Consider the following 22,880-nt stretch of genomic DNA (forward strand, 5'->3'; position numbering starts at 1 on the left):
TTCTCGACAGAATTTCGGGAGAACTTCGGGGGTCAGGCGGGGATCCGGGCTTGCGCGAGCAGGACGTCGCGCAGGATTTCGAGCTGGCCGTGGTGCTGGAGGAGGTCGGCGCACAGGTGCAGCAGCGCGCCGCCGGCCTCGAGCGGGTCGCCGAGCCCGGCCAGCGTGGCGGGCACGGTCGCGTGCGGGTCCGCGCGGGGCACGTCTTTCCCGAGCTGCCGCACGGTCTTGCGCACGCGGTCGAGCAGCGGCGCGACGGGGCCGGCGGCAGTGAACTCGGCGTCGCGGTCGCGATGGCCGGCGCGGCCGGAGACGACCTCGCCGGCCCAGTAGGCCGTGGCGCCGAGGCAGTGGTTGAGCACCGCGTACGGCGTGTTGGCGCCGGGCAGCTCGAGCCGGGTGTTGGCCAGGTCGTCGCCGAGCTGCTCGACGATCGCGGCCATGCCGGTCAGGGCCCGGGTGACGACGTGCAGGTACTGGCCAGTGGTGATCACAGGTACTCCCCTGGCCCGAAACCGGGCACCGGGGTGCCGGTGAGCGCACCCATGGTGACGAGCAGGTTCCGCAGGACGAGCAAGAGCGAGACAGTCGGATCCATCGAAGGTGAGACCTTTCCGGACGGGGGCCGCCGACCGCGGTTTCCACGGGGCCCCGGTGGCGATGCCGAAACTCTCGCACGCTCATTCATCACCAGTCAACACGGTTACGAATTTTCGCCACATATTCCAGTCAAATTACTTTTACCGGTTAGCAATTGTTGCGCTCTTTTTCGTCACCTGTCAGACTGGTGCGATGGAACACGCCTTCCCCTGCGGGAACCCGGCACTCGACTTCGTCGGGACCCTGCGCGCCCGGCGCAACGCCGAGCCCCTGGAGAAGCTCGGTTCACCGCGCAACCTCGACGCGTGGTTCCGCGAGTCCGGGGTCACCGACACCGGCCCGGGCAGCCGGGCGCAGGACGTGACCGCCGCGATCGAACTGCGTGAGGCGATCTACGCACTGGTCGCGGCGCGGCTGACCCACCACGAGCCCGACCTGCGGGCGATGGACGTGGTCAACGAGTTCGCCGCGCACCCCTCGACCGTGCCGCAGCTGTCACCCGAGGGCCGCCGACTGGAGGCCACCCCCGGGCAGGCACTGTCGTCGGTGGCCCGCGAGGCCGTGGAGATCCTCGGCGGACCGGACGCCGACCTGCTCAAGGAGTGCGGCCGGCCCGAGTGCACCCAGGTCTACCTCGACCGGTCCCGCGGGTCGCGGCGCGAGTGGTGCGCCATGGCGACCTGCGGGAACAAGATGAAGGCCGCCGCCTACCGGGCGCGCCAGCGCGGCAACCCGCCGCTGTCCCCGTCGCGGCAGGTCGGCTGACCCGCTCCCCTCCGACGACCAGGCCGGTGAAGACACTCCGCCTTCACCGGCCTTTTTCGAAGTCATAACCACTCTGAACGGTTACGAATAGCCGCTAGGCTGCGAGCAATTCGTCCCCGGGGAGAAATCATGCTCACTCTTGTGCTCGCCGGTCTGCTCGCAGGTGCGGTCACGAGCATTTCGCCGTGTGTGCTGCCGGTGCTGCCCGTCCTCCTCACGGCCGGGTCTCGCCGGCCTGTGCGCGTGGTGGCCGGCCTCGTGGTGAGCTTCAGCCTCGCGACGCTGTTCGGCTCACTCATGCTCAGCGCGTTCCACCTGCCGCAGGACCTGCTGCGCGACGCCGGGATCGTGGTCCTCGCCCTGCTCGGGCTCGGCCTGGTCTCGCGGCGCGTCGGCGCGCTGCTGGAACGGCCGTTCGCACGGCTCCGCGGACGCGCGGCCGACCCGGACGCGGGCGGGTTCACGGTCGGCCTCGCCCTCGGCCTGGTCTACGTGCCGTGCGCGGGCCCGGTACTCGCGACCATCGCCGTGCTCGGCGCGACGCACCGGATCGGGTTCGGCGCGCTGGTGCTCACGGCGGCGTTCGGCGTCGGGGCCGGGGTCCCGCTGCTCGCGCTCGCCCTGGCCGGCGACGCGCTGACCCGCCGCGTCCGGTACCTGCGCGCCCGCGCCCGGGCGATCCGCGTGACCGCCGGCGTCGCGCTGCTGGCCGTGGCGGCGGCCACGGCGTTCGACCTCACCGCCGGCCTGCAGCGCGCCGTGCCGGACTACACCGCGGCACTGCAGCGGTCGTTCGAGGCCGGCACTTCCACGGCCGCGAGCCTGCACGGGCTCACCGCCGCGCCTGAGCCCACGGGCATCACCGCGTGGCTCAACACCCCGGGCGGGCAGCCGCTGACGATCGCGAGCCGGCACGGGAAGGTCGTGCTCGTCACCTTCTGGACCTACAGCTGCGTGAACTGCCTGCGTGCCCTGCCGCACTACGAAAGCTGGTACCGCACCTACCGCGGTTCAGGGCTCGTGGTACTCGGGGTGCACACGCCGGAGTTCGCGTTCGAGCACGAGCCCGCCAACGTCGCCGCCCAGGTCAAGGCCCTCGGCGTCGATTACCCCGTGGCGATCGACAACGACTACGCCACCTGGACCGCCTACGGCAACCAGTACTGGCCGGCCTCTTACCTCGTCGACGCGTCAGGCCAGGTCCGCGGTTCCCACTTCGGCGAAGGCGGCTACACGGACACCGAGCAGCAGATCCGCGGCCTCCTCACCGACGCCGGCGCCGGTCCGCTGCCGCCGCCCACCGACGTCCCCGACCGGGCCCCGGTGGAAGCCACCACGCCGGAGACCTATCTCGGCCCGGCCAACGCGCCCCTCGACATCACCGGCGACCAGCCCCCACCCGGTCGGACCCGCACGCTGCGCTTCCCCGCCGCCGTCGCCTCCGACACCTTCGCCCTGGACGGCACCTGGACCGCGTCCGGCGAATACCTCACCGCGGGCCCGTCCGCGCGCCTGCGCCTGGACTTCCGCGCCCGCGCCGTCCATCTCGTCCTCGCCGGCACGGGCACCCTCACCGTCGAGGTCGACGGCACCCGCACGACAGTGGCGGCCTCGGGCGTGCCGAAGCTCTACACGCTGGTTTCCGGCCCGGCGGCGCGACATTCGACGTTGACGCTGTCGCTCACGCCGGGCCTTCAGGCGTACGACTTCACGTTCGGCTGAGCTGTCCGAGCCGACCCAGCCGACCGGCCACAGTGGACTATCCCTGCCCCCGCAACGGCAGCTTCGTGATCTTCCCTGTCGGCCCCTTCGGCAGCTCGGCGACGATCCGCACCCGGCGCGGATACTTGTAGGCGGCGATCCGTTCCTTCGCCCACGCCACGATCTCCTCCGGCTCCGCCGAAGCGCCCGCCTTCAGGGACACCACCGCGACGATCTCCTCACCCAGCCGTTCGTCCGGCTCGCCGATCACCGCGGCCTCCGCGACGGCCGGGTGCCGGTAGAGGAGCTCCTCCACCTCACGCGGGTACACGTTGTACCCGCCCCGGATCACGAGGTCCTTCTTGCGGTCCACGACGAACACGAACCCGTCCTCGTCGACGTAACCCAGGTCGCCGGTGTGGAACCACCCGCCCCGGAAGGCTTCGGCGGTTTCGGCGGGCCGCTTGTAGTAGCCCTTCGTGATGTTGTGCCCGCGCAGCACGATCTCGCCCACCTGGTCCGCGCCGGGCGGCAGCGGCCGGTCCTGCGCGTCGACGATACGCAGCTGCACACCCCAGATCGGCTTGCCGATGGAGAGCACCTTGCGGTTCGCGGCGCCCGGGTTCACCGTGGTCGTCGACGCGGACTCGGACAGGCCGTAGCCCTCCAGCACGGGGATGCCGTACTTTGCCTCGAACGCCAGCAGTACCTGCTCCGGGATCGCGGCGCCGCCGGAGCTGCCGATGCGCAGGCTGCTCGTGTCGTACGCGGAGCTGTCGGCGACGGCCAGCGCGTGGTACATCGTCGGCACGCCGGCCATGATCGTCACGCGGTCGCGCTCGATGGCCTCCAGCACCGCCTTCGGCTCGAACCGCCGGACCACCGACACCGTGCGCGCGTGGCGGGCCGCGGAGTTGAGGATGCTGGACAGGCCGTAGACGTGGAAGAACGGCAGCACGGCGAGCACCACGTCCTCGGGTTCCGTGCCGAAGGTCTGGCCGCCGATCGTGCACGTCATGTACAGCGAGAAATGCGACAGCTCGGCGCCTTTCGGACGTCCGGTGGTGCCACTCGTGTACAGCAGCACGGCGGTGTCATCGGCGGCGCCCGGGTACAGGTCGCCGTCGTCCTCGGCGTCGAGCAGCTCGGCGAACTCGACCGCGCCGGCGGGCCACCCGGCCAGACCGCCCACGACGACCGCGGCCACCTCCGGCACCTCGGCCAGCGCCTTCGCGACCTCACCGGCCAGCGCCGTGCCGGCGATGAGCAGCCGCGCGTCGGAGTCGGCCAGGTGGTAGGCGATCTCGTCGGCTTTGAGCAGCGGGTTCAGCGGCACCATGGTGAGCCCGGCCTTGAGGATCCCGAAATAGGCGAACACGAACTCGGGGACGTTGGCCAGTTGCACGGCGATTTTGTCGCCCGGTGCGAAACCCCGCGCACGCAACGCCGTCGCGACCCGGCCGGAGGCCTCGTCCACCGCGGCGTAGGAGTGGATTCCACCCGGAAAACGCAGAAAGTCCTTTTCCGGCTGGGCGAGCGCGGACTCGTGCAAGATCGTGGCCAGGTTGAAGCTCACGCTACCTCCGAACCTCGTTCTGCCCGCAGCGACGACGAGCAGAGAACTCCGTTGTCGACCCAGTCCGGTCGACCCCAGGCTACCGAATCCTGTTCGGTCCGCCGAGACCACTAGTTCGACGATCGAACAAACAGGGGTTACAGTCGGATCATGCCGTCCCCCGGAGAATCCCGCGAGCAGACCGCGACAAGCGCCGTGCGCGCCCTGGCCCGCGTCTCGCGGCTGCTCGAGCGCTCGTCGGGAGAGCTGAACCTCGCCCACTACCGCGTGCTGTCCGCCATCGCCTCGGGCGACGAGCGCGCCTCCCGCGTGGCCCGGCGGCTCGCGCTCGGCCGTCCGGCGATCAGCGCCGCGGTCGACGCGCTCACGAAACGCGGCCTTCTGGTCCGCGGCGATGTCGACGCCGACCACCGCGCCACGGCGCTTTCCCTGACCTCGGAAGGCGAACGGCTGCTCGCCACCACCGAGGCCGAGATGATCAAGGGGCTCCTCGCGCTGGTCGCCCGCACGCCCGACGGCGACTTGGTGCTCCAATCGCTCGGCCGGCTCGGTGACGCGATCGACGAGGTCATGGCGGAGGGGCTGGCCGGGAACCGGTGAGCGAACCCGAAGAGAAGTCCCGCTGGTTGCGCCGCCTCGGCGGATACGTGCTGCGCCACCGCCGCGAGCTACTGATCGCCTTCGGCGCCGCCGTGCTCGGCAGCGCCTGCCAGACCGTGGTGCCGCTGCTGGAACGCCAGATCGTGGACGGGGTGATCCTCAGCCGCTCGGCGTCGCTGTGGCCGTGGCTGATCGCGCTGCTCGTGCTCGCCGCGGCCGCGTTCGTGTTCGCCTACCAGCGGCGCTACCACGGCGGCCGGGTCGCGCTGGCCGTGCAGTACGACCTGCGCAACGACATCCAGGCCCACCTGCAGCGCATGGACTTCGCCAACCTCGACCGCATGCCCACGGGCCAGCTCGTGTCCCGCGCGACGTCCGACTCCGCGCTCGTGCAGGGCCTGCTCAGCCTGCTGCCCATCATGAGCGGCAACATCCTGCTGGTCCTGCTCTCGCTCGGCGTGATGCTGGTCCTGTCGCCGCTGCTCGCGCTCGTGAGCCTGGTCGTGGTGCCGCTGCTGCTCGTGGTGTCCTACCGGATGCGCCGGCGGATCTTCCCCGCCACCTGGGCCGCTCAGCAACGCGAGGGCGACGTGGTGCAGATCGTCGACGAGGACGTCAACGGCGTGCGCGTGGTCAAGGCGTTCGGCCAGGAAGGCCGGGAGCTGGGCCGCCTGGCCGACACCGCGGGCGACCTCTACGGCATGCAGCTGCGGGCCGTGCGGCTGCAGTCGCGTTACCAGCCGCTGCTGCAGGCGATCCCCGCGCTCGGACAGGTCGCGATCCTCGTGCTCGGCGGCTGGCTCGCGCTGCATCACGGGCTCAGCCTCGGCACGTTCCTCGCCTTCTCCACCTACGTCGGCCAGCTGATGGCCCCCGCGCGCCAGCTCGCCGGCGTGCTCGCGATCAGCCAGCAGGCCCGCGCCGGCGTCGAGCGGATCTTCCAGCTGATCGACCTGGCGCCCGCCATCGCCGACGCCCCCGACGCCGTGGACCTGCCGACGGCCAAGGGAGAGCTCAGGTTCGAGAACGTCCACTTCGGATACTCGCCCGACGCTCCCGTGTTGCGAGGCTTCGACCTGCACATCGCCGCCGGCGAGCGCGTGGCGCTGATCGGCCCGAGCGGCAGCGGCAAGACCACCGCCACCACGCTCGTCTCCCGCTTCCACGACCCGGAATCCGGCACCGTGCTGCTCGACGGGCACGACCTGCGCACGGTGCGGCTGCGCTCCCTGCGCTCGCAGGTCGGCGTGGTGTTCGAGGAGAGTTTCCTGTTCTCCGACACCATCCGCGCCAACATCGCCTACGGCAGACCGGGCGCCGCCGACGAGGAGATCCTCGCCGCCGCCGAGGTCGCCGAGGCCGACACCTTCATCCGCGCGCTGCCCCAGGGCTACGAGACCGTGGTCGGCGAGCGCGGGCTCTCGCTCTCGGGCGGGCAGCGCCAGCGCGTGGCCTTGGCCCGCGCGATCCTCACCGATCCGCGGGTGCTCGTGCTCGACGACGCCACCAGCGCCGTCGACGCCAACACCGAGGAGTCGATCAACGCGTCGCTGCGCACGGTGCTGGCCGGGCGCACCACGCTGCTCGTCGCCCACCGCCGCTCGACGCTGCACCTGGCCGACCGCGTGGTGGTGCTTGACGGCGGCGTGGTCGCCGACCAGGGCACCCACGAGGAACTGGTCGAACGCAGCGCCCTCTACCGCACGTTGCTCACCGGGCTCGAGGAGGAAGCCGCCGAGCGGGTCGGTGACCGCATCGAAGCCCTCACCGTGGCGGGGACCACCGCGTCGGCTTGGCGTGGGGAACGCAACGGGCACAACGGAAACGGGCAGAACGGAAACGGCCGGCGTTTCACCACCCGTGCCACCGGAGCCGCGGGCATCGGCGCCGGGCTCGGCGGCTCGGCCGGCGGCAGCGGCTGGCGCGCCGCGCTCCCGCCGACCCCGCAGTTGCTCGCGCGCGTCGACGAGCTGAAACCCGTGCGGGACTTCGCGAAGGTCGACCTCACCGCGGAAGCCCGCCAGCACCGCTCATTTTCCCTGCGCACGCTGCTGCGCGAGTTCCGCCGTCCGCTGCTGTTCGGGCTGCTGCTCGTGGTGATCGACGCGGTCGCCTCGGTCATCGGGCCGGTCTTCGTGAAGAGCGGCATCGACGACGGTGTGCTGCAGGGCTCGCAGGCCGTGCTCTTCGGCGCCGCCGGGCTGTTCCTGCTGATCACGCTGATCGCGTTCCTCGACGAGGTGGCGCAGACGTTCGTGACCGGCCGGACCGCGCAGCGCGTGATGCTGTCGCTGCGGATCCGGATCTGGGCGCAGCTGCAACGGCTTTCGCTCGACTACTACGAGCGCGAGATGGCCGGCCGGATCATGACCCGGATGACCACCGACGTCGACCAGTTCGAGTCGCTGATCCAGAACGGGCTGCTCTCGGCGCTGGTCGCGTTCGTGACGTTCGCCGGGGTCGGCGTGACGCTGGTCGTGGTCGACCCGCTGCTGGGCCTGTGCACGCTGTCGGTGGTGGTGCCGCTGGCCATCGGCACGGTGATCTTCCGCCGGCGCGCCGCGAAGCTGTACGACGTGGCCCGCGACCGCGTGGCGATCGTGAACGCCGACTTCCAGGAGAGCCTTTCGGGCGTGCGCGAGTCGCAGGCGTTCGCGCACGAGGACGAGACGATCCGCCGGTTCCGCCGCCTCGGGCGCGACTACCTCGATTCGCGCTACTCCGCGCAGCGGCTGGCCGCCACGTACTTCCCGTTCGTGCAGTTCCTTTCGGCGGGCGCCGACGCGATCGTGCTCGGCGTCGGTGCCGGGATGATCTACTCGGGGCAGCTCACACCGGGTGCGCTGATCGCGTTCATCCTTTACATCGACCTGTTCTTCTCCCCCATCCAGCAGCTGTCGCAGGTGTTCGACTCGTGGCTGCAGACCCGCGTGTCGGTGAGCCGGATCTCCGACCTGATGCGGCTGGAGACCCTCACCCCGCCGGCTGTCCAGGCGATCGACCCCGGCCGGCTGCGCGGCGAGATCACGTTCGACGGCGTGCGCTTCGCGTACCCGTCGGCGCCGGCGCTGGGCGCGGGTGAGCGCCGCGGCCCCGCCGACCCGCGGCTGGTCGCGGGCTCGCAGGCCGTCACGATGCCGCCGGAGGCGCTGCGCGAAGTCGACCTGACGATCGCGGCCGGCGAGACCGTGGCGCTGGTCGGCGAGACGGGCGCGGGCAAGTCGACGCTGGTCAAGCTGCTCGCGCGCTTCTACGACCCCGACACCGGCAGCGTCCGCGTCGACGGCCACGACCTGCGCTCGCTCGACCTCGCCGCCTACCGCCGCGCGCTCGGGTACGTGCCGCAGGAGGCGTTCCTGTTCACCGGCACCGTGCGCGACAACATCGCCTACGGCCGGGCCGACGCCACCGACGCCGAGGTGGAGGCGGCCGCGCGGGCCGTCGGGGCGCACGAATTCGTGGCCACGCTGCCCGGCGGCTACCTGCACGAGATCGCCGAACGCGGCCGGTCACTCTCCGCCGGGCAGCGCCAGCTCCTCGCGCTCGCCCGCGCGCAGCTCGTGGACCCGGTGATCCTGCTGCTCGACGAGGCGACGTCGAACCTCGACCTCGCGGCCGAAGCCCACGTCGCCGAAGCCATGCGGACGCTCTCGGCCGGGCGCACGACCATCGTGATCGCCCACCGGCTGCAGACCGCGCAGTCGGCCGACCGCATCGTGGTGCTCGACCGCGGCCGCATCGCCGAGGCCGGCAGCCACGACGAGCTCCTCGCCCGCGGCGGGCGCTACGCCGGGATGTGGGAGGCGTTCGAGCTCCTGTCGGGGCAGCGTTCGTAGGTTTCGAGACTTCCGGCCGATCTTCGGTTGGCCACTTACCAACTTTCGGCATCTCTTTGCCAGTTGTTGACCAAGGACGTCCTTCGGGGTTATGGTCTAGACCACAGACATCACCCTTCGCTCGCGCACCTCCCCGGCGGCACGCCAGTGCGCCCTTTCGCCGTCCCCGCGGCCGGGAAGCGAGCATTCCCCGAAGGAGCTGGCATGAAAGCGAACCGGAAGATCCTCGCCGGACTCGCGGGCGCCGCGCTCGCGCCGGTGCTCGTCCTGGTCAGCCCCGCCGGCATCGCGAGCGCCCACGGGTACGCCAACTCCCCCGCCAGCCGGCAGGCGCAGTGCGCGCAGGGCGTGCTCGACTGCGGTGAGATCAAGTACGAACCGCAGAGCGTGGAGGGGCCGAAGGGCCTGCACAGCTGCAACGGCGGGCTCGCGCAGTTCGCCGAGCTCAACGACAACTCCAAGCCGTGGCAGGCCGCTTCGGTCGGCAAGACGGTCACGTTCACGTGGACCTTCACCGCGCGCCACAGCACCGCGAGCTACGAGTACTTCATCGGCGACGAGAAGGTTGCGAGCTTCGACGGCCACAACCACCAGCCGCCGGAAACCGTGACGCACCAGGTGGATCTGAGCGGCCACACCGGCCGCCAGACCGTGCTCGCCGTGTGGAACATCGCGGACACGGCCAACGCGTTCTACTCCTGCATCGACCTCCAGGTCGGCTGAGCGGGATCGCCTGTACCTGACGAGAGGGCGGGCGCAGGCGATCCGTACCACCCTTCGAACCCCAGGAGTCGGTTTCCTTGATTTCCCGGCGAGCTTTTCTCGGCGCGTCCGCCGCGGCAGCCACGTTTCCTTGGTGGGGCTGCGGAATCGCCTCCGCCGCGACACCCGACACGGTGAAGGTCGCGTTCGACGACCGCTCCGGCGCCGGCGAAACCTACGCGTACGTCACGGGCATCGCGCCGGACGGCAAGGTCGTGATCCTCAAGGCCGACGGCACGCCGTACAACCCGCCCTCGCCCTCGGCGGACCAGACACCGCTCGCCGAGGACTGCGCCATCCCGGTGAAGTCACTGCCGCAGCTGAGCGTGCCGAAGATGGCGGGCGCGCGGATCTACGTGGTGACCGACGCGAAGCTCGACTTCTTCGTCAACCCCGGCCCCGCACTGGTGCACCCGAGCTTCGTGAACACCGCGGACCCGAACCACGGCCGGAACTGGTCGTTCTGCGAGTTCACCTTCAACGACGCGGTGCTGTTCGCCAACATCAGCTACGTCGACTTCGTCGCGATCCCGATGGGCCTGCACCTGAAGACGACGGGTTCGGGCGACCAGACCGTGCCCGGGCTCCCCGCCGCGTCGCTCGACCCGATCTGCGACGCGCTCAGGGCCCAGGGCGGCGCGTGGGCCGAGCTCGTGGACGCCGGTTCCGACGGCCGTCCGCTGCGCGCGTTGTCCGCGCAACACCGCGCCGACCGCTTCACGGGTTACCTCGACGGGTACATCGACTCCGTCTGGCAGAAGTACTCGGGCTCCGACCTCACCGTCGACTCGCAGATCCCGGGCCTGGGCAAGTTCACCGGTCGCGTCGGCAGCGACGGCCTGCTGGCCTTCACCAACGGCGAGCGCTTCGCCAAACCGGTCACCGCCGACGTCTGGAGCTGCAACAGCGGTCCCTTCGCGCTGAAGGACGGCGACAGCGCCGCGCGCAAGGCGATCGTCCCGAGGCTGGCGGCCGCGCTGAACCGCACGACACTGCTGGACAACCCGAACCAGCCGGACGACGAGAACCCGGCGAAGTTCTACACCGCCGCCGAGACCAACCACTACGCCCGCATCGTCCACAGCCGCCTGCCGGACAACCGCGGCTACGCCTTCCCGTACGACGACGTCTCCCCCGGCCCCGACTTCAGCGGCGCCGTGCAGGCGGGCGATCCGGACACGCTCACCATCACGATCAACGCGCTGCGCTGACCTTCCCGAAAAGTCCGCCCGGCGAAAATGTACTGTATGGTACAGACTGTAGGCGGGCACCGGCCCCGCCGGAGGGACGGGCCCGAGCCGATGCCACGTACCGATTTCCTGGTCACCACCGAGTGGCTGGCCGCACACCGGCACGATCCGGACATCCGGGTCGTCGACATCCGCGGCTCCGTGCCGCCGCTGCCCGGCCAGGGCGCCGGGACCTCGTCACCGCGGCCGGCCGGCCTCGGCTACGAGAGCTCGGCCGACGAGTACGCCGCCGGTCACGTGCCCGGCGCGGTGTTCCTCGACTGGACCCGCGACATCGTCGACCCGGACGACTCCGTGCCCGTGCAGGTGGCGACCGAGCGGCAGTTCGCCGACGCCATGGCGCGGGCCGGGATCGGTGACGAGCACCTCGTGGTGGCCTACGACACGCACCCGGCGTCGACGTTCGCCACACGCCTGTGGTGGGCACTGCACTACTACGGCCACCACCGCGTGGTCGTGCTCGACGGCGGTTTCACGAAGTGGCAGCAGGAAAACCGGCCGGTAGACACGGCTGTGCCGGAGCACCCGTGCGCGGTGTTCACCCCGCGTACCCGACCCGAACTGCGGGCCACGGCCGAGGACGTGCTGGCCGCGCTGGACAAGCCGGAGATCCAGCTCGTCGACGCCCGCGATCCCGGGCAGTACACCGGCGAGATCGCCCGCCCCGGCAACCGGCCCGGGCACATCCCCGGCGCCGTGAATGTGCCGCGCGAAGACCTCGTGGACCTCACCACCGGAACCTGGCGCTCGGCAGCCGAGCTGAAGGACCTCTTCACCGCCGCCGAGCTCGACCCCGGCCGGCCGGTCGTGGCCTACTGCAATGGCGGCGTCGCGGCCTCGACCGTCCTCTTCGGACTCGCCATCGCCGGCTTCCCGCCTGGGAGCAACTACGACGGCTCCTGGAATGAGTGGAGCGCCCGCGCCGACCTGCCCGTCGAAACCGCCTGAGGGAGGCAAACCATGGTCACCGAAGTCGCCACCCTCACCGCGCTGCCCGGCGGTGAGGACGAGCTGGGCCGGGCCATCGCCTCGGGTGTGCCCTACCTGCGTGAGCACCCGGACTGCCTGTCCGCGACGGTCAGCCGCTGTGTGGAGGAACCCGGCCGCTTCACCGTGGCGGTGGACTGGACGTCGGTCGAGGCGCACGAGCAGGGTTTCCGCGCCGGTCCGCTCTTCCAGCAGTGGATCGGCTCGATCGCGGGCAAGTTCGACCCCGCGACGCTCGACACCCGCCACTACGAGACCTATCCCGCGTAGATGCGCCCCGAACCGACCACGAGCCGCGGCCGCCGCACGCGCGAGAAGATCGTGACCACGGCCGCGCGCCTGATGCACGAGCGCGGCATCGGCGGCACGCCGCTGGAGGACGTGCTCGCCGAGAGCGGCACCGGCAAATCCCAGCTGTACCACTACTTCGGCGGCAAGCAGGAGCTCGCCGTCGCTGTGCTGGAGCACCAGTTGGAGCGCGTGCTGGCCGCGCAACCGTCGCTGTCCGACGAGGAGTGCACCGACCTGCGCCGCTGGCGCGACGAGGTGCTCGCCGCGGCCGACGAGAGCGGTTACGGCAACTGCCCGCTCGGCGCCTTCGTCGGCCAGGTCGACGACGACACCGAGCTGCGCACCACCCTCGCGCGCCTCTTCGACCGCTGGCAGGACGCCCTCACCACGCTCGTCCGCCGCGCCCAGGCGGCGGGCGAGATCCCCGCGGACGTCTCCGCGGAGCACCTCGCCCTGACGCTGCTCACCGCCCAGCAGGGTGGCACCACGCTGTCCCACCTGCACGGCTCGCCCGAAGCCCTGGCGGGTTCCCTCGACGACGTGCTCGCGCGCGTCAGCCGGTGAGGTCGCCTTCGGCGGCGTTCTTCGCCGTGTAGAAGGCGAGCTTGTCCTCGTCGACCTCCACGCCGAGGCCGGGGCCGGTCGGCACGCGCAGGCGGCCGGCCTCCAGGTGCAGCGGCTGGACGATGTCGTCGACGTGCAGGTAGTACATGCTGTCGATCGCGCGCGAGAGCACCGGCGTGCTGGCGACCACGGCGAGGTGCGCGGCCGTCGCGATGCCGAGCTCGCCGCCGCTGTGCAGGTTCATGCCGAGGCCGAACGTCTCACAGTGCGCGGCGAGCGCCTTCGTCGCAGCGATGCCGCCCCACTTGTAGACGTCGCCGTGGATCACGTCCACCGCGCCGAGGCGCACCGCCGGGGCGAACTCCTCGAACCGCACCACGCACATGTTGGTGCACAACGGGATCCGCACCTTCGCGCGCACCTGGCTCATGCCCTCGATGCCCACGCACGGGTCTTCGAGGTACTCCAGGTCGAGCTCCTCCAGCGCCAGCCCCGCGCGGATCGAGTCGGGCACGGACCACGCGGCGTTCGGGTCCACACGCAGCTGGACCTCCGGCAGTGCCCGCCGCAGCTCCCGCATGATCTTGACGTCACCGAAGACGTCGGTGGTGCCCTTGAGCTTCACGGCCGTGAAGCCGCCCTCGGCCACAACCTTCGCCGCGTGCTCGGCGATCCCCTGCGCCAGCTCGAGGCCCTGCGCGCCGGGCGCGTCGGCGCGGGTCACCAGCGCGGTGATCGGCACCTCCTCGCGCACCGGACCACCGAGCAGATCGGTCACGCGCTGACCGGTGGCCTTGCCCATCACGTCCCAGCACGCGACGTCCAGAGCCGCCAGCGCCGCGTAGCCCAGGTAGCCGTGGAAGAAGGGCACCATGTGGTGGCGCCGGTGGAACGCCTCCAGCGCGAACGGGCTCTGGCCCACCAGCTCCGCGCCGAGCTGGCGCGTGAGCTCGGCGACCGGCCGGCCCCACATCGTCTCGCCCCAGCCCTCCACGCCGGTATCGGTGCGCAGGCGCACGACCGTGCGGGTCTCCCCCGTCTTGGTCTCGAACGAGCTGGTGAACGGGTTGGTCAACGGCAGGTTCACGACCTGCACGTCGACGTCGGTGATCTTCATGCCTCCCCTTCGGTGTGTGCGTGTTCTCCGGTGGCCGCGGTGGCGTTGTGGAAAGCGCGGATCGCGGCGGCGAGTGCCGCCACCCGCCGGTCGAGCAGGTCGGTGCCCCGTTCGGCGGTCGCGGCCGTGGCGTCGTCGGTGGAGCCGCCGACGCGGGCCCATTCGCCGTGGCGCTCGACCGTCAGCCCCGGGTAGGGCGGCCGGTCGAACAACGGCGGCGGTGTCACGTCCGGGCGCGGCGCGGGTTCGCGCACGAGATCCGGCTTCGCGGCGAGCATCAGCGACGTCTCGAACAGCCCGGCGTGGCCGGGCGAAGCGGCTTCGCCGAGCGACCAGTACGAGCACGCGGCGAGCGCGACGTCGGCCTGCAGCGCGTACTGCTTTACGGCCAGGCGCATGATCTCGTCGTTGCCGCCGTGGCCGTTGACCACGAACACGCGCCGGAACCCGCTGCGCACGAGCGAATCGAGCACGTCGGCGAGCACGGCCTGCAGCGTGGCGGCCGAGAGCGACACGGCCGCGGCGAACAGGTGGTGCGGGCTGTGGCCGAACGGCAGCGCGGGCAGCCGCACGACCTCCGGATCGCCACCGAGGCGGGTGAGCGCGCCGTCGACCACGGCCTCGGCGAGCATCGTGTCTGTGCCCATCGGCAGGTGGCCCGCGTGCTGCTCCTGCGAGCCGATCGGCAGGACCGCGATGGCCGACGGCGCGGCCGCGCGCACCTCCCGCCAGGTCATCCGCGTCAGTTCGGGCATGTGGGCTCCCCTCGTCGGGCCGGGCGTGGCATCGTGACCGCATGAGTTCCGGCGAACGGCCAGCACTGCGGCTGGTCCCGGCCCCGGCCGCCGAGCCCTCCGCGCCGGTGCACAGCGCTGCGCCGGCCCAGAACACTGCGCCGGTGCTGGGCGCGGTCGAACTGGTGCCCGGACGCGTACGCGCCGCCTTGCTCGACCTGTCGGGCACGGTGCTCTGGCAGGCCGAGGCGACGTACCCGCACGGCACGGCCGACCCCGGCGAGATCGACGCCGCGCTCGCCTCGGCGGTGCGGTTCCCCAGCCCGCCGGCCGGCGTCGGGATCGCCGCCGCGGGCCTGGTCGACGCGCCGGCTGGCGTGATCATCGAGGTCAACGAGGTGCCCGCGCTGCACGGCTACCCGGTGGCCGACGTCGTGACCCGGCTCGTGGGTGTCCCGGTGCACGTGGAGCACCGCGCCCGCGTGCAGGTGCTCGGCGACCGCTGGTTCGGCCCGGGCCGCGGCCGCACGACGTTCGCGTCCGTGTCGACCGGCGAGGTGCTCGGCGTCGGCATCCTCTACGACGGTGAGGTGCTCGCCCCGCCGGGTGGCCGTAGCGGCGCGCACATGACGGTGGCCGCCAGCGGCCTGCCCTGCACCTGCGGCGCGCGCGGCTGCTGGAAAACCGTCGCGACCACGTCGTGGCTGCGCGCCGAGGCCGAGCGGCGCGGCCTGGCCGCTCGCAGCGTCCGCGAGCTGGCCGGTGACCCGCTGCTCGACGAGTACGCGGGCAACATCGCCCTGGGCCTGGTCAACATCCAGCAGCTGTTCGCTCCGGGCCTCTTCATCCTGCACGGCGAAGCGTCCGAAGGCGGCGAAGCGTTTCGCGCTCGCATTGAGCACCGGCTGCGCGAGGACTCGTCGTGGGCCACCGGCTCGGAACCCCCGCAGGTGCTGGTCAACACCGGCCCGGCCGACGACATCGTGCTGCTCGGCGGCGCGGGCCTGGTGCTGTCGCGGCACTGAGCTCACGTCAGCCACCTCACGACACGGCCCGTCGCCTGGCCCGCCGCGGATCCGGGTCCGGCACCGCGTCGAGCAAGGTCCGCGTGTAGTCGTGCTCCGGCGCCGCGAACAGCTGCCGTTTCGACGCGAGCTCCACGATCTTCCCCGCGCGCATCACCGCCACCCGGTCGGCGATCTGCTGCACCACGGCCAGGTTGTGCGACACGAACACGTACGTCAGCTGCAGCCTCGACTGCAGTTCGGCGAGCAGGTCGAGGACCTGCGCCTGCACGGAGACGTCGAGGGCGCTCGTCGGCTCGTCCAGCACGACCAGCCGAGGTTCGAGGGCGAGTGCGCGGGCGATGGAGATGCGCTGCCGTTGCCCGCCGGAGAACTCGTGCGGGTAGCGGTCCTGCACCTCCGGCGCGAGGCCGACGGCGTCGAGCAGCTCCCCGACCCGCGCCCGCAACCGCGGGCGGCCACGGCGGCCGCGCAGGCCGCGCTCGTGCGTGACCAGCGGTTCGCCCACGATCTCGGTGACACGCAGGCGCGGGTTCATGCTGGAGTACGGATCCTGCAGCACCACCTGCATCTGGCGGCGCACCTTGCGCAGCCGGGCCGCCGGCAGCATCGCCAGGTCGGCGCCGTCGAAGCGGACGATGCCCGCCGTCGGTTCGGCCAGCCGCAACAGGAGCCGCGTCAGCGTCGTCTTGCCGGAGCCCGATTCGCCGACCACGGCGAGCGTCTCGCCGGAGACCACGTCGAGGTCGACGTCGTCCACGGCGGCCACGGCGCCGTAGTCCTTGCGCAGGCCCCGGATCTCGACCAGGTTCGTCATACCCGCTCCAGCTTCGGTGTGGCGCGCAGCAGCTCGCGCGTGTACTCCTCTTGCGGTGTCTCGAACACCGGCAGCACGGCGCCGGTCTCGACGACCCGGCCCGAGCGCATCACCACGACCCGGTCGGCGACCTCGGCAACCACGCCCAGGTCGTGGGTGATGAGCACGATCGCCATGCCGTGCCGGCGCTGCAGCTCCACGAGCAGCTCGAGGATCTGCGCCTGCACGGTCACGTCGAGCGCGGTCGTCGGCTCGTCGGCCACCAGCACCCGCGGCCGGCCGACGAGCGCCATCGCGATCATCACGCGCTGGCGCAGCCCACCGGACAGCTGGTGTGGGTACTGGGCCGCCCGCCGTTCCGCGTCGGGAATGCCGGCTTCCCGCAACGCTTCGACGGCGGCAGCCGCGGCCTGCGCGCGGGAGGCCCCAGCGTGGCGCCGCACGACTTCCGCGACCTGCGCGCCCACCCGCTTGACCGGGTTGAGGCTCGTCATCGGGTCCTGGAAGACCATGGCGACGTCGTTGCCCCGAATGCGCCGGAGGTCCTTTTCGGACAGTCGCAGCACATCGCGGCCGTCGAGCAGCACCTCGCCCTCGTAGACGCACGGTGGCTCGGGGTTGAGCCGCAGCAACGACAGGGCCGTGGCGGTCTTGCCGCTGCCCGACTCCCCCACGACCGCCAGCGTCTCGCCCTCGTCCACGGCGAAGCTCACGCCGTCGACGGCCGTCACCGTGCCGGTGTCGAGCCGGAACTCGACCCGCAGGTCCTTGATCTCCACGAGGCTCATGAGCGGTACGCCTTCGGGTCCGCGACGTCGCGCAGGACGTCGCCGGTGATGTTGACGGCCAGCGCGGTGAGCATCAGCGCGATGCCGGGGAACACGGCCACCCACCACGACGTGCCCAGGTACAGCTGGCCGTCGCTGAGCATGCCGCCCCACGTCACGGTCTGCTTCGGCACGCCGAGGCCCAGGTAGCTCAGCGACGCCTCGGCCACGATCGCGGCGGCCACGTGCAGCGTGCCGATGGTGGCGAGCGGCGCCATCACGTTGGGCAGCAGGTGGCGGCGCATGATCGCGAGGTCCGTGACGCCGATCGCCCGCGCCTCCGTGACGAACTCCCTGGTGCGCAAGGAAAGCACCTCGGAGCGGATCACGCGGGCGTAGGAGACCCAGCCCGTGAAGCCGAGCACCAGCACCACGTACCACAGCCCGGAGCCGAGGAACCCGACGATGGCGAGCGCGAGCAGGATCGGCGGGAACGCGAGCTGGATGTCGGCCAGGCGCATGAGGATCCGGTCGAACCAGCCGCCGAGGAACCCGGCCACCAGCCCGATCGTCGCGCCGACGATCCCGGCGAGCAGCGCCGCGCACGCGCCCACCAGCAGCGAGATCCGGGCCCCGTAACAAAGCCGCGAAAGGATGTCGCGCCCGAGCTGGTCGGTGCCGAGCAGGTGACTCGCGTCGCCGCCCGACTCCCACGCCGGCGGGTGCAGGCGCACCAGCAGGTCCTGCGCGCCCGGGTCGTACGGCGCGATCAGCGGCGCGAACACCGCGACCAGCACCATCAGCACGAGCACGGTCACGGCGACGGCGCCCAGCCGGTTGCGCAGCATCGCGCGCACGGCGCTCGGCCGGGCGGATCGAGCGGTGGCGACAGCGGTGATGGCGGTCATGAGGTCACCCGCACCCTCGGGTCGAGAATCGTGTAGGACAGGTCCACCAGCAGGTTCACGATCACGAACGTGGCGGCGAAGAACAGCACCGCGGCCTGCACGAGCGGGAAGTCGCGGTTCTGGATCGCCTCGACCGTGAGCCGGCCGAGGCCGGGCCACGAGAACACCTGCTCGGTGAGGATCGCGCCGCCCAGCAGCGAGCCGACCTCGAGGCCGATGACCGTGACCACCGGCAGCGCGGCGTTGCGCATGCCGTGGCCGAGCACGATCCCGCCGGTGCCGAGACCCTTGGCTTTCGCGGTGCGGATGAAGTCCGAGCCCAGCACGTCGATCAGCGACGAGCGCAGCAGCCGCGCGATCACCGCCACCGAGTACAGGGCGAGCGTGATCGCGGGCAGGATCAGGTGCTCGATGCCGCCGTAACCCGAGGCGGGCAGGATCTTCAACTGCACGGCGAAGATCAGGATGAGCAGGATCCCGACCCAGAAGGCCGGAGTGGACTGTCCGACCAGGACACCGGCCATCACGCCGGAGTCGCCGGCACGACCGCGCCGCATCGCCGCGTAGGTCCCCGCCGGCACGGCGAGCGCCAGCGCCACGAGCAGCGCGGAGCCGGCCAGCTCCAGCGTCGCCGGGACGCGGGAGAACAGGACGTCGGTCACCGGCTGGTCGTAGACGAGCGAGTTCCCGAGCTGAAGCCGCGGCAGGCCGGCGAGGTAGTCGAGGTACTGCGTGATGAGCGGCCGGTCGAGCCCCAGGCTCGCCCGCAGCGTCGCCTCCTGCGCCGCGGTGGCGTCGGGCGGCAGGATCAGCTTCACGGGGTCACCCGAGAGCCGCACGAGCAGGAACGCCGCCGTGGCCACGAAAAACAGCACGACGATCGCCGTGAGCACCTTCGTCACGACCACCCGCAGCACCCCGGCGCCGGCTCGCGCGGGCGGCCGGACGGCGGTCGTCACCGGCGCCGTCACGAGGTCACCGTCGCCGAGGCCATGTCGAGCACGCCGACGACACCCGGCTGCCAGCTCGGGCGCGTGTTGACCGCGTAGACGTTGTCGATCTGATAGAGGAACACGAACGGCGCCTCCTGCTTGAGAAGTAACTGCAAGGACGTGAACGCCTTCTGCCGGTCGGCGGGGGCGAGGGAGAGCTCCTCGGCGTCGACGAGCCGGTCGGCTTCGGGGTTGTGCCAGCGGCTCTGGCGCCGGTCGTGGCGCACATTGGACTGCACGAGGCTCTCGGCGTCGAGCGTCCAGCCGGTGCTGGCGGCGAGGTACATCGGGCCGAGCGCGCCGCGGTTGTTCGACGTCAGCCGGCTCGTGTAGGTGCCGGTGTCGACGAGGTCCACCCGCGCCCGCACCCCGGCCTTGGCCAGCAGACCGGAAATCGCCTCGGCGATGTTCGAGTCGGCCGTCTGCGCGGTGAGGGAGGTGTCGAACCCGTCCGGGAAACCGGCCGCGGCGAGCAGGCGCTTGGCCTCACCGAGGTCACGCGTGTACGGCGCGATCGACGGGTCGAAGCCGAACGACTCGCGCGGGAACATCGTCGGCACCTCACGCGCCTTGCCGTCGAGCACCGCCTTGATCAGCAGTGGCACGTCGACGGCGTGGTTGAGCGCCTGGCGCACCCGCACGTCACGCAGCGGGCCTTGCGTGGTGTCGAGTGAGAGGTACGAGGTGCGGATGCCCGGGAAGTGGCGGATCTCGACGCCCGGGTACCCCTGGATCTGCAGCGCCGCGTCCGGGGTCAGGCCGGCGACGATGTCCACCTCGTCGCTCTGCAGGGAGGCGAGCGCGGACGACGGGTCGGGCATCGGCAGGAACACGAGCTCGTCGTAGGCCGGTTTGCCGCCCCAGTAGGCGGGGTTCGCGCGCATCCGCATCTGGTGATCGCGCTGGAACTCCTCGAAGGTGAACGGCCCGGTGCCCACCGGGTGCTTTGCGAAGCCCGCCGAACCGACCTGTTTCAGGTACTTCGGCGGCACAGCGACGCCGCCGAACAGCGACACCTTCGCGGGGATGATCGGGTCCGACTGGCTGCAGCGCAGGTAGACCGTGAGCGGATCGACGACCACGGCCTGCTTCACGTAGCGCAGCTCGACGATCGGTGACTTCGTGGCGGGGTCGAGCAGCCGGTTGATGCCGAAGGCCACGGCCTGGGCGTCACACGGCTCGCCGTTGTGGAACTTCACGCCGGGCCGGAGCTTGAAACGCCAGGTCAGCGGGTCGGGCGAGGACCACGACAGGGCCAGCCCCGGTTTCAGCTGGTTGTCCGGACCTCGCGTGGTGAGGGTGTCGAACAGGTTGATCAGCACGTTCATGGAGGTCAGGTCGCCCTGTTTCTGGGGATCCAGGGTTTTCGGGTCCGAGGTCTGGGCCACGCGCAGCACGGTGCCGGGAGTGCCGGCGGCGCTGCCGCACGCGGTGAGCAATCCCGGCAAGGCGAGTGCGGGCACTGCCAGGCCGCCGAGCCGGAGGGCGTCGCGGCGGGACAGGCGGGGACGCGAAGAGGCCACGGGGTGCCGGCTCCTTTCGATCGTTTCGTGAAGTGAAAGACCGTTCCGTCAGATGGAATGCGATTGCGCTAAGGTAGGCGCCGTGACCAAGGCTGTCAACGACTCGGCGAACAGTCCCCGCGGCGCGGTGGACAAGGCGCTGGAAGTGCTGGCGACACTCGCGCTGCCGGGTGGGCCGCACCGGCTCGCCGATCTCGCGAAGGCCTGTGACCTGCCGAAACCCACCGCGCACCGGATGCTGCAGACCTTCGCGGACGCCGGTTTCGCGACCGCGACGGGCGGTGGCCAGTACGACGTCGGGCCGCGGCTGCTCGGACTTTCGGCCGCCGTGCTCGCGGGCAGCCGCGCCACCCGGGCCACCCGGCCCGTGCTCGCGGACCTGCGGCGGAGGACCGGGCACACAGTGCACTACGCAGTGCGCCACGGCGACCGGGCGGTCTACGTGGAGAAGCTCGAGCCGGAGCAGGCGTACCGGCTGAACACCCGGCCGGGCGGCGAGGTGCCGCTGTACTGCACGGGCGTCGGGCGGGCGATCCTGTCGCGGCTGCCGGAGGCCGAGGTCACCGCGATGCTCTCCGGGCCGGTGAAGGCGTGGACGCCGAAGACGCTGACCGATCCGGCCGCGATCCGCGCTTCGCTGGCCACTGTGGACAGTCTCGGGTATGTGGTGGACGACGAGCAGTACGAGGCGCACGTGCGCTGCGTGGCCGCGCCCGTGGTGGATGCCGACGGGGCGGTCGCCGGCGCGGTCAGCGTGTCAGGGCTGACGTTCACGCTGCAGCCGGAAGCGTTTGCGGCGCTCGGCCCGCTCGTGGCCGAGGCGGCGAACCGGATTTCGGCGAAGCTGGGGCCGGTCGGTTTGCAGGCGGTGTCCGATGAGGACTGAGCTGCGGGAGCTTCTTTCTTCCACGACCGGATTGTTCTCGGCCGCGGCGTGGTCGGTCGGAACCGCTGACGGCGTGCTCGACCGCGGGGTGCTCGGCACGCGCTGGCACGGCGGTCCGGCGGCGACCGAGGAGAGCCGGTGGGATCTCGCGTCGGTGACGAAGCCGATTGCCGGGATCGTGGTGGTGGCGCTGGCCGAGCGGGGGCTGCTCGACCTCGACGAGCCGCTCCCCCGGTACCTGCCGGCGTATGCGGGCGGCGACAAGGCCGGGATCACCGTGCGGCAGCTGCTCGCGCACACCTCCGGATTGCCGGGCGGAACTCCGCTCTATCGCGAGCATCCGACGCGGGAATCGCTACTGGAGGCGATCCGGACCGGGCCGCTGCGTGCCACGCCCGGCGCCCGGGTCGAGTACTCGTCGCAGGGGTTCATCCTGCTCGGGCTGATCGCCGAGGCCGCGGGTGGCGCGCCGCTCGACCGGCTCGTGGCGGAGCTCGTGACGCAGCCCTTGGGGCTCACGGCCACCGGTTTCGGTCCTGGCCAGGGTTTGCCGGCCGATGCGGTGGCCACTGAGGACTGCCCGTGGCGTGGCCGGGTCGTGTGTGGACAGGTGCACGATGAGAACGCGGTGGTGCTGGGCGGAGTCTGCGGGCACGCCGGGCTGTTCGCCACCCTCGGTGATGTCGAACGTCTCGGCCAGGCGCTGGCCGGCGGGGCGCAGGCGTTGCTCAAACCCGCGTCGCACGCGGAGATGATCGCCTGTCACACCGAAGGTCTCGCATTGCGCCGCGGACTCGCGTGGCAGGGCCTCGACGTGCCGGGCTCGCCCGTCGGCACCGCCCTGGAACCCGCCGCCTACGGCCACACCGGCTTCACCGGGACCAGCCTGTGGATCGAGCCGGAGCGTCGCCGTTTCTACTTGCTGCTGACCAACCGGGTGCATCCGTCGCGGTCCACACCGGGGATCGAAACGGTGCGGCGCGAATTCCACGCGTCGGCCGCGATGCTCTGATCCCACATCCTGGACGTCGGCCGATTTCGCCGCCGGGCCGGAAGTCGTTGGGGTAAAACGACATCCGCGCTACCGTGTCCGTTTTGAGGCTTTTCCATCCAACGGCTGGACCACGATCCACTCCCTACTTTCGGCGCTTCTGAGTTTCGGACCGGAATCCGAGACTT

At 71.3% G+C, this 22,880-nt stretch carries 21 protein-coding genes; 12 read left to right on the forward strand and 9 right to left on the reverse strand.

The features are described 5' to 3' along the window. Positions 1-32: 32 nt before the first annotated feature. Complete coding sequence (locus QRX50_RS40440) at positions 33-494, reverse strand: mycothiol transferase (RefSeq protein WP_285968354.1); 462 nt, start codon at positions 492-494, stop codon at positions 33-35. Positions 495-792: 298 nt separating this feature from the next. Here QRX50_RS40440 and QRX50_RS40445 point away from each other — a divergent pair, with 298 nt between their 5' ends. Together QRX50_RS40445 and QRX50_RS40450 are read left to right on the forward strand one after the other, a co-directional pair. Next, positions 793-1,365, forward strand: a complete 573-nt coding sequence (locus QRX50_RS40445) for a CGNR zinc finger domain-containing protein (RefSeq protein ID WP_285968355.1) — start codon at positions 793-795, stop codon at positions 1,363-1,365. A 129-nt stretch (positions 1,366-1,494) separates the two neighbouring features. Next, on the forward strand, positions 1,495-3,087 hold the full coding sequence (locus tag QRX50_RS40450; RefSeq protein WP_285968356.1) for a cytochrome c biogenesis protein DipZ: 1,593 nt from the start codon (positions 1,495-1,497) through the stop codon (positions 3,085-3,087). Between the two features lie 37 nt (positions 3,088-3,124). Here QRX50_RS40450 and QRX50_RS40455 read toward each other — a convergent pair whose 3' ends face one another. Then, positions 3,125-4,642: a long-chain-fatty-acid--CoA ligase gene (locus QRX50_RS40455; RefSeq protein ID WP_285968357.1), complete on the reverse strand. Its 1,518-nt coding sequence runs from the start codon at positions 4,640-4,642 to the stop codon at positions 3,125-3,127. A gap of 150 nt (positions 4,643-4,792) precedes the next feature. Here QRX50_RS40455 and QRX50_RS40460 point away from each other — a divergent pair, with 150 nt between their 5' ends. From QRX50_RS40460 to QRX50_RS40490, 7 genes are all read left to right on the forward strand, one after another. Then, positions 4,793-5,242 (forward strand): MarR family winged helix-turn-helix transcriptional regulator, encoded by a 450-nt coding sequence (locus QRX50_RS40460; protein ID WP_285968358.1) that lies wholly within the window; start codon positions 4,793-4,795, stop codon positions 5,240-5,242. After that, positions 5,239-9,078 (forward strand): ABC transporter ATP-binding protein, encoded by a 3,840-nt coding sequence (locus QRX50_RS40465; RefSeq protein ID WP_285968359.1) that lies wholly within the window; start codon positions 5,239-5,241, stop codon positions 9,076-9,078. The genes QRX50_RS40460 and QRX50_RS40465 overlap by 4 nt, the downstream gene beginning before the upstream one ends. A gap of 204 nt (positions 9,079-9,282) precedes the next feature. Next, positions 9,283-9,801: a lytic polysaccharide monooxygenase auxiliary activity family 9 protein gene (locus QRX50_RS40470; RefSeq protein ID WP_285968360.1), complete on the forward strand. Its 519-nt coding sequence runs from the start codon at positions 9,283-9,285 to the stop codon at positions 9,799-9,801. Positions 9,802-9,974: 173 nt separating this feature from the next. Next, entirely contained in the window at positions 9,975-11,051 is a 1,077-nt protein-coding gene (locus QRX50_RS40475) for a glycoside hydrolase family 64 protein (protein WP_434533186.1), read from the forward strand. A gap of 90 nt (positions 11,052-11,141) precedes the next feature. Beyond that, positions 11,142-12,038, forward strand: coding sequence for a sulfurtransferase (locus tag QRX50_RS40480; protein WP_285968362.1), 897 nt, complete (start codon positions 11,142-11,144; stop codon positions 12,036-12,038). A 12-nt stretch (positions 12,039-12,050) separates the two neighbouring features. Next, on the forward strand, positions 12,051-12,347 hold the full coding sequence (locus QRX50_RS40485; RefSeq protein WP_285968363.1) for a putative quinol monooxygenase: 297 nt from the start codon (positions 12,051-12,053) through the stop codon (positions 12,345-12,347). Beyond that, positions 12,348-12,932 (forward strand): TetR/AcrR family transcriptional regulator, encoded by a 585-nt coding sequence (locus QRX50_RS40490; RefSeq protein ID WP_285968364.1) that lies wholly within the window; start codon positions 12,348-12,350, stop codon positions 12,930-12,932. Here QRX50_RS40490 and QRX50_RS40495 read toward each other — a convergent pair. Next, positions 12,922-14,049, reverse strand: a complete 1,128-nt coding sequence (locus tag QRX50_RS40495) for a mandelate racemase/muconate lactonizing enzyme family protein (RefSeq protein WP_285968365.1) — start codon at positions 14,047-14,049, stop codon at positions 12,922-12,924. The genes QRX50_RS40490 and QRX50_RS40495 overlap by 11 nt on opposite strands. Then, positions 14,046-14,804 carry a creatininase family protein gene (locus QRX50_RS40500; RefSeq protein ID WP_285968366.1) on the reverse strand — a complete coding sequence of 253 codons (759 nt, stop codon included), beginning with the start codon at positions 14,802-14,804 and terminating at the stop codon, positions 14,046-14,048. The genes QRX50_RS40495 and QRX50_RS40500 overlap by 4 nt, the downstream gene beginning before the upstream one ends. A 41-nt stretch (positions 14,805-14,845) precedes the next feature. On the opposite strand from QRX50_RS40500, the gene QRX50_RS40505 reads away from it, so the two are divergent. Then, positions 14,846-15,808, forward strand: coding sequence for an ROK family protein (locus QRX50_RS40505; protein WP_285968367.1), 963 nt, complete (start codon positions 14,846-14,848; stop codon positions 15,806-15,808). Between the two features lie 16 nt (positions 15,809-15,824). Here the strand turns inward: QRX50_RS40505 and QRX50_RS40510 are convergent, their stop codons facing one another. From QRX50_RS40510 to QRX50_RS40530, 5 genes are read right to left on the reverse strand one after another with little or no spacing between them, the layout of a single operon-like run. Beyond that, the gene (locus QRX50_RS40510; RefSeq protein ID WP_285968368.1) at positions 15,825-16,625 is read right to left on the reverse strand and encodes an ATP-binding cassette domain-containing protein; all 801 of its coding nucleotides are present in this window, start codon (positions 16,623-16,625) and stop codon (positions 15,825-15,827) included. Then, positions 16,622-17,413 (reverse strand): ATP-binding cassette domain-containing protein, encoded by a 792-nt coding sequence (locus tag QRX50_RS40515; protein ID WP_285968369.1) that lies wholly within the window; start codon positions 17,411-17,413, stop codon positions 16,622-16,624. Before QRX50_RS40515 ends, QRX50_RS40510 begins: the two co-directional genes overlap by 4 nt. Continuing rightward, a complete protein-coding gene (locus QRX50_RS40520) occupies positions 17,410-18,300 on the reverse strand; it encodes an ABC transporter permease (RefSeq protein WP_285968370.1) in 891 nt (296 codons plus the stop codon). The genes QRX50_RS40515 and QRX50_RS40520 overlap by 4 nt, the downstream gene beginning before the upstream one ends. Continuing rightward, complete coding sequence (locus QRX50_RS40525; protein ID WP_285968371.1) at positions 18,297-19,271, reverse strand: ABC transporter permease; 975 nt, start codon at positions 19,269-19,271, stop codon at positions 18,297-18,299. The genes QRX50_RS40520 and QRX50_RS40525 overlap by 4 nt, the downstream gene beginning before the upstream one ends. Further along, positions 19,268-20,815 (reverse strand): ABC transporter substrate-binding protein, encoded by a 1,548-nt coding sequence (locus QRX50_RS40530; protein WP_285968372.1) that lies wholly within the window; start codon positions 20,813-20,815, stop codon positions 19,268-19,270. Before QRX50_RS40530 ends, QRX50_RS40525 begins: the two co-directional genes overlap by 4 nt. A gap of 82 nt (positions 20,816-20,897) precedes the next feature. On the opposite strand from QRX50_RS40530, the gene QRX50_RS40535 reads away from it, so the two are divergent. Both QRX50_RS40535 and QRX50_RS40540 read left to right on the forward strand, forming a co-directional pair. Continuing rightward, the gene (locus QRX50_RS40535) at positions 20,898-21,701 is read left to right on the forward strand and encodes an IclR family transcriptional regulator (protein WP_285968373.1); all 804 of its coding nucleotides are present in this window, start codon (positions 20,898-20,900) and stop codon (positions 21,699-21,701) included. Then, positions 21,691-22,713: a serine hydrolase domain-containing protein gene (locus QRX50_RS40540; RefSeq protein WP_285968374.1), complete on the forward strand. Its 1,023-nt coding sequence runs from the start codon at positions 21,691-21,693 to the stop codon at positions 22,711-22,713. The genes QRX50_RS40535 and QRX50_RS40540 overlap by 11 nt, the downstream gene beginning before the upstream one ends. The last annotated feature ends 167 nt before the right edge of the window (positions 22,714-22,880 follow it).

The sequence above is a fragment of the Amycolatopsis sp. 2-15 genome (assembly GCF_030285625.1).
Lineage (GTDB): Bacteria > Actinomycetota > Actinomycetes > Mycobacteriales > Pseudonocardiaceae > Amycolatopsis > Amycolatopsis carbonis.

Excerpts from the sequence above, each read along its gene's own strand:
- QRX50_RS40445 (WP_285968355.1), top strand. The coding sequence starts at position 793 with ATGGAACACGCCTTCCCCTGCGGGAACCCGGCACTCGACTTCGTCGGG.
- QRX50_RS40450 (WP_285968356.1), top strand. The coding sequence starts at position 1,495 with ATGCTCACTCTTGTGCTCGCCGGTCTGCTCGCAGGTGCGGTCACGAGC.
- QRX50_RS40460 (WP_285968358.1), top strand. The coding sequence starts at position 4,793 with ATGCCGTCCCCCGGAGAATCCCGCGAGCAGACCGCGACAAGCGCCGTG.
- QRX50_RS40470 (WP_285968360.1), top strand. The coding sequence starts at position 9,283 with ATGAAAGCGAACCGGAAGATCCTCGCCGGACTCGCGGGCGCCGCGCTC.
- QRX50_RS40480 (WP_285968362.1), top strand. The coding sequence starts at position 11,142 with ATGCCACGTACCGATTTCCTGGTCACCACCGAGTGGCTGGCCGCACAC.
- QRX50_RS40485 (WP_285968363.1), top strand. The coding sequence starts at position 12,051 with ATGGTCACCGAAGTCGCCACCCTCACCGCGCTGCCCGGCGGTGAGGAC.
- QRX50_RS40490 (WP_285968364.1), top strand. The coding sequence starts at position 12,348 with ATGCGCCCCGAACCGACCACGAGCCGCGGCCGCCGCACGCGCGAGAAG.
- QRX50_RS40495 (WP_285968365.1), bottom strand. The coding sequence starts at position 14,049 with ATGAAGATCACCGACGTCGACGTGCAGGTCGTGAACCTGCCGTTGACC.
- QRX50_RS40500 (WP_285968366.1), bottom strand. The coding sequence starts at position 14,804 with ATGCCCGAACTGACGCGGATGACCTGGCGGGAGGTGCGCGCGGCCGCG.
- QRX50_RS40505 (WP_285968367.1), top strand. The coding sequence starts at position 14,846 with ATGAGTTCCGGCGAACGGCCAGCACTGCGGCTGGTCCCGGCCCCGGCC.
- QRX50_RS40510 (WP_285968368.1), bottom strand. The coding sequence starts at position 16,625 with ATGACGAACCTGGTCGAGATCCGGGGCCTGCGCAAGGACTACGGCGCC.
- QRX50_RS40515 (WP_285968369.1), bottom strand. The coding sequence starts at position 17,413 with ATGAGCCTCGTGGAGATCAAGGACCTGCGGGTCGAGTTCCGGCTCGAC.
- QRX50_RS40520 (WP_285968370.1), bottom strand. The coding sequence starts at position 18,300 with ATGACCGCCATCACCGCTGTCGCCACCGCTCGATCCGCCCGGCCGAGC.
- QRX50_RS40540 (WP_285968374.1), top strand. The coding sequence starts at position 21,691 with ATGAGGACTGAGCTGCGGGAGCTTCTTTCTTCCACGACCGGATTGTTC.